Source organism: uncultured Campylobacter sp. (genome assembly GCF_937997465.1).
Lineage (GTDB): Bacteria > Campylobacterota > Campylobacteria > Campylobacterales > Campylobacteraceae > Campylobacter_A.
On the sequence record NZ_CALKTQ010000180.1, the window covers coordinates 1 to 5267 of the forward strand.

Here is a 5267-nt window from a genome sequence, read left to right on the forward strand (position 1 = left end):
TCAAAAGCCATCACAACGTAGGCGGCCTGCCTAAAGATATGAAATTTGAACTGATCGAGCCTCTGCGCGAAATTTTTAAGGACGAAGTGCGCCAGCTGGGACTCGAACTAGGTCTTTCGCGCGAAGTAGTTTTCCGCCATCCGTTCCCGGGTCCAGGCCTTGCGATCCGCATAATGGGCGAGGTAAATACGCCGAGCCTCGAGCTACTGCGCAAAGCCGACGTGATCCTGCGCGACGAGCTAAAATCAAGCGGCTGGTACAACAAAACGTGGCAGGCGTTTTGCGTGCTGCTAAACGTGCACTCCGTCGGCGTCATGGGCGATAACCGCACCTATGAAAACGCCGTGTGCGTGCGCGTGGTGGACGCTAGCGACGGTATGACGGCTAGCTTCTCGCGCTTGCCGTACGATCTGCTAGAAAATGTCTCTCGCCGCATCATAAACGAAGTAGACGGCATCAACCGCGTAGTTTACGACATCTCGAGCAAACCGCCTGCGACGATAGAGTGGGAGTAAATTATTTTTTAGTATTTACAAACATGAATAAAATTAAAATTAGTGAGAAATTTAATATTAACAATGAGGTAACGGTTTTTAATGGTGATTGTTTAAAGCTGTTGCAAAAAATACCTAATGAATTTTGTGACTTAATTATTACTTCTCCACCATACTGTATGGGAAAGGCCTATGAAAATATTCACGATGATATTGAAACATTTAAAAACCAGCAGATAACAATTTTTAATGATATTTATCGTGTATTAAAAGTCGGTGGTAGTTTGTGCTGGCAAATTGGGTATCATGTAAATAAATTTGAGCTTATCCCATTAGATTTTTATATTTATCAAATCTTTGTAGAAAATAGTAAAAAATGCAAACATCCGCTAGTTTTAAGAAATAGAATAATTTGGACATTTGGACACGGTCTAAATAGTTCAAGACGTTTTAGCGGGAGACATGAGACTATATTGTGGTTTACGAAAGGAAAAGAGTATAGTTTTAATTTAGATTGTATTCGTATTCCACAAAAATATCCAGGAAAACGTTACTATAAAGGAAAAAATAAGGGAAAATTTAGTGGAAATCCATTAGGCAAAAATCCATCTGATGTTTGGGATATACCTAATGTCAAGGCTAATCATGTTGAAAAGACTGAGCATCCTTGTCAGTTTCCAATAGCAATACCACAAAGACTAATTAAGGCGTTAACTCCAACAAATGGAATAGTATTTGACCCTTTTATGGGCTCTGGAACTTCAGGGGTAGCTTCCATATTGGAAAATAGAAAATTTATAGGGTCTGAAATACAAAAAGAATATTTTAATATTGCTAAAAATCGTATTAAAGATGCTATCAATGGAGTGGCTAAAGTTAGAGAGGATGTCCCTGTAATGAAACCAGATAAAAATAGTTTGGTTGCCAAGTTGCCGGAGGAATTTAGTATAATCAGAGGAGAGGTTGCAAAATGACTAAAGAAGTAAAACAAAAAGTTAATAAACAAAAGAAAATTTTGTCAGAACGAGAAAAACTAGAAAAAGTAGACAAAACAAAAAAGATTAAATTTAGAAATAAAATAAAGTATATTTTTAATATGGCTGGCTTCACCTATATAAATACAGAAAATCAGCATATAAAGATAGGAGACAGAATAATTGAGATAGATTTTGTTCTTTTGTATAAAAATATAATGTTGATATGTGAAGATACAATGACTAAAACTGATAATATAAAAGATCATGCAAGAAATAAAAAAGAAGCTTTTGATGAAATAGATAAAAATTTCTCAAGTTTTTATAAATGGCTATACGATAAATTCTCAGACTATCAAGATATCATATCAGAATGTGATCTAGATTTACGTGAAGTAAAATTTTTATATTTTTCCAAAGAAGAGCTTAATTTTACTGAGAGTGATTATAGATTGTTCCAGAAATTAAAATTTGTAGAGCCTAGTGTTTTGACCTATTTTTATAAGATGGCAAAATGTATTAAAAGATCAATTAAATATGAGATTTTTAAATTTTTAGACTTGACTAATAAAAATATTGGTATTGACCAAACAGAAAGTAGCAAAAAAATATCGGCAACCATAATTAGTCCAGAGTATACTACTGGAATTAATAATAAGGTAAAAAAGGTATCCTTTATGATGTCTGCGGATATGCTAATTAAAAACTCATATGTGTTAAGGAAAGATAACTGGGAGGACTCTAGTTTACTATATCAACGCTTAATTCAAGAACAAAAAATTAAAGATATAAGAAAATTTCTACTAAAGAAAAAAGAGGCGTTTTATAATAATATAATAGTGGCCTTACCAGATGATGTTGAATTTCATAGTCCTAAAGAAAATAAGGTAATTGATCTTGAGAACATTGGCAAGGAGCACCTTGTATGCAATATGACCATTCCTGATCGCATGAATAGCATTTGTGTTATTGATGGACAGCATAGAATATATGCTCATCATGAAGGAGGAGAAAACGATAAAGACGAGACCAAGATGTCCGAAATAAGAAAGAAACTTCATCTTTTAGTAACTGGACTTATTTTTCCAAAAGGAATGTCTGATATAGAAAAGATAAAAATACAAAGTGAAATTTTTTTAGATATTAATTTTAATGCAAAATCAGTTAGTCCAGATGTTTTACTTCATATAAGAATGGTTAAAGACCCAATATCTGATCTTGGATTGGCAAGATCAATAATAGAAAAACTTAATAAGGAACAGATATTTTTAAATAAGTTTGAGATGTCATTATTAGATAATGGAAAAATTAAAATAGCATCAATAATTAAATATGCTTTACGTTATCTAATAACCATTACTCCTGGTGAAAAGAAAAATTTATATTCATTCTGGAAGGGAGATAAGAATGCATTGCAAAATATGAATGATAACGCATTGGAAGAATATAAGAATTTTTGCAAAGAAAATATTGTAACATACTTTAAAGCTATTAAAAAAAATTTTAAAAAAGAATGGGATGATATAGATTCTAAACTACTATCCGTCATATCTTTGAACGGTTTTATTATTGCATACAATAAACTTATAAATATGGAAGGAATTTGTAATTTTGATCACTATGACAATCTTTTCTCAAAACTGAAAATCGACTTTTCAAAAAATAGGTTTCCCTATACATCTAGCCAATATGCAAAATTTTCTGAAGAAATCTTAGATCAAATAAAAAATACACATACACCAGATATTTAGGCAAATGGCACTATATTTAAGTAGATTAATATGTGCATTTTAAATAGAATTTGCTAATGGAAATTGAGCAAGAGAGTAGACTTACTGTAATTTAAAGGGTTAAAAATTTTTAAGTGATCAAGCAAATACCGTTATATTTGATATAAAAAGATAACCCCTATCAACAAAACCTAAAACTATTTTCGCTACAATGCCTTGTAAATTTTATGAAAGGGCGAAAAATGAGTAAAATTTACAATCTAAACGCCGACACGAAAGTGATCGCCAAAAGTGTCGTTAGCAAGAGAATTTTTGATTGCGAGAATGCTCACGTCGACGTGTTCGCCTTTAACGATGCCAAGTGCAAGATCTTATTAGCGCGAGACAAAAGTATCGGTAAGAGACGCCAGATAAATACGGCGCAATTACTTTAAATTTAAAAATATGCTGCCTAAAAAATCTGCGTGGTATAGAAATTAACCACCTATTAGTACATAGCCATAAATTAATTAAAGAGAATAAATCACTTAAGCGATCGAAATTTGTGCGGATAAATTTGTCTGAAAAGCATAGATTCAAGTGGTGATTTATCAGTACCGAGCACCACGCAAATAGCGTAAATTTAAAAGTAATAAATTGCGCTGCGTTCTTTGCGCGCAAACAAAAAGAACGACGGATAAATTTGAACAGAATGATACATAGTCGCATGCGGTGAGATAATCTTATTTTATTCTCGGCTGTCTACGATGCGCGTATCAGCAAGGCGGTATGTGCTATACCGGCAAGGTCGCAGCGAGTTCAGTCTGCCGCGCCGTCCGCGCTTTCGATTGTTCGCAAAATTTCGCTTATCTTTTGCGGATCTTTGATGCCTCGCGCATCCTCCACGCAGCTGTTTAGATCGATAGCGTAGGGGCTCAGCGCGAGCGCTTCAAGTATATTTTGCGCACCGATACCGCCTGCGAGAATAAAAGAGATCGCGCCGCCTTTGGAAGCGGTGCTACACTTATCCGCGCTATCATCCTTTGCGGCACCTAACTTGCCTACTTCGCCGCCGTCATTCGCAATATTTGGCGCGCCCGCCTCATAGTCGTTTGCGCCGCAATGATCGGAGCCCTCCTTCGCGGGCTCTATATTGTTTGACTGAGTAGCAGTACACGCACTGGCTCCGCACTCCTCGCTATTCTTTGCATCGCAGCCATAATTTTCTATTGCAGGTTTTGCCTCGCTTGATCGGGCGACATCACGCACAATTCTGCTGGCCTCGTCGTCATTAGCGGCACGGTGATTGTCGCTTTCTATGGGCTTTGTGCCGCTGTTTCCGACACACTCTGCGTAAAATTTTTCCTCGCCGAGATTCTCACAGATTGCATTGCGCTCAAAATCGTCTCTTGCGTCGTCTGTGCTTTGCATTGTGTTGCCCGCGCAGTTTTTTTCATCGCTCGTTGCGCCGTCTCGTCCTTGGTAGCCAAGCCCAGCGCGTCGCAGCAGATCCCAGTCGAAGCTCACGCCGTTACCGCCCAAGCTCACTCCTTTGGCATCGAATAAGATCCGATCGAAGCTCAAGCCCTCAAGCGGCGGCATTTCAGCGCCGATGCTTAGCACCTGCCACGCCTCTACGCCCGCCGCGTTGAGGTGCGCTTTGAAATCCGCGCTTATGCGTCCGTAAATCTGAGCGCAGTCTAGCTTGCAAGCCTCGCAAATTTTTAAAATTTGCTCCTCGTTTAGAGCTTCCGTATCTAAAATTTCAGAATTTAAATCTTTTACCGAGACGGACACAGCGCAGTTTGCGTTTAAATTTACGCTCAAATCGTCGCGCTGCTTTTCGCAGAATTCCGCGGCTTCGTAAAATTCTACGCCGCCGCTCTTGCTCGCGTAAATTTTATCTTTGCAAATTTTATCGCCGCGAGTTTTGTCGCTCAAATTTTTGCAGGCGGCGACGCTGTGTTTTTCAGAGCTCAAAGCAAAAACTCCGACGCACTTTGCGCCGTTTTCATGCGCGATGCGTGCAATCTCGCGCGCTGTATCTATACTCACGCGGCGCTTGGAGCTTGATACGAATATCACGCCTA

General features: G+C 37.8%; 2 protein-coding genes and 3 pseudogenes. 4 read left to right on the forward strand and 1 reads right to left on the reverse strand.

Annotation, left to right across the window (positions count from 1 at the left end; translation table 11 throughout):
- The 4 genes and pseudogenes from Q0546_RS05875 to Q0546_RS11970 form a co-directional block, all read left to right on the forward strand.
- Nucleotides 1–515 (forward strand): annotated as a pseudogene (locus tag Q0546_RS05875) (GMP synthase (glutamine-hydrolyzing)); the annotation flags it as partial.
- A gap of 23 nt (nucleotides 516–538) precedes the next feature.
- Nucleotides 539–1468: a site-specific DNA-methyltransferase gene (locus tag Q0546_RS05880; RefSeq protein ID WP_177388192.1), complete on the forward strand. Its 930-nt coding sequence runs from the start codon at nucleotides 539–541 to the stop codon at nucleotides 1466–1468.
- Nucleotides 1465–3219, forward strand: coding sequence for a DGQHR domain-containing protein (locus Q0546_RS05885; protein WP_297989120.1), 1755 nt, complete (start codon nucleotides 1465–1467; stop codon nucleotides 3217–3219). The genes Q0546_RS05880 and Q0546_RS05885 overlap by 4 nt, the downstream gene beginning before the upstream one ends.
- Nucleotides 3220–3440: 221 nt before the next feature.
- Nucleotides 3441–3551 (forward strand): annotated as a pseudogene (locus Q0546_RS11970) (cupin); the annotation flags it as partial.
- A gap of 445 nt (nucleotides 3552–3996) precedes the next feature.
- Here the strand turns inward: Q0546_RS11970 and Q0546_RS05895 are convergent.
- Nucleotides 3997–5267, reverse strand: a pseudogene (locus tag Q0546_RS05895) (hypothetical protein); the annotation flags it as partial.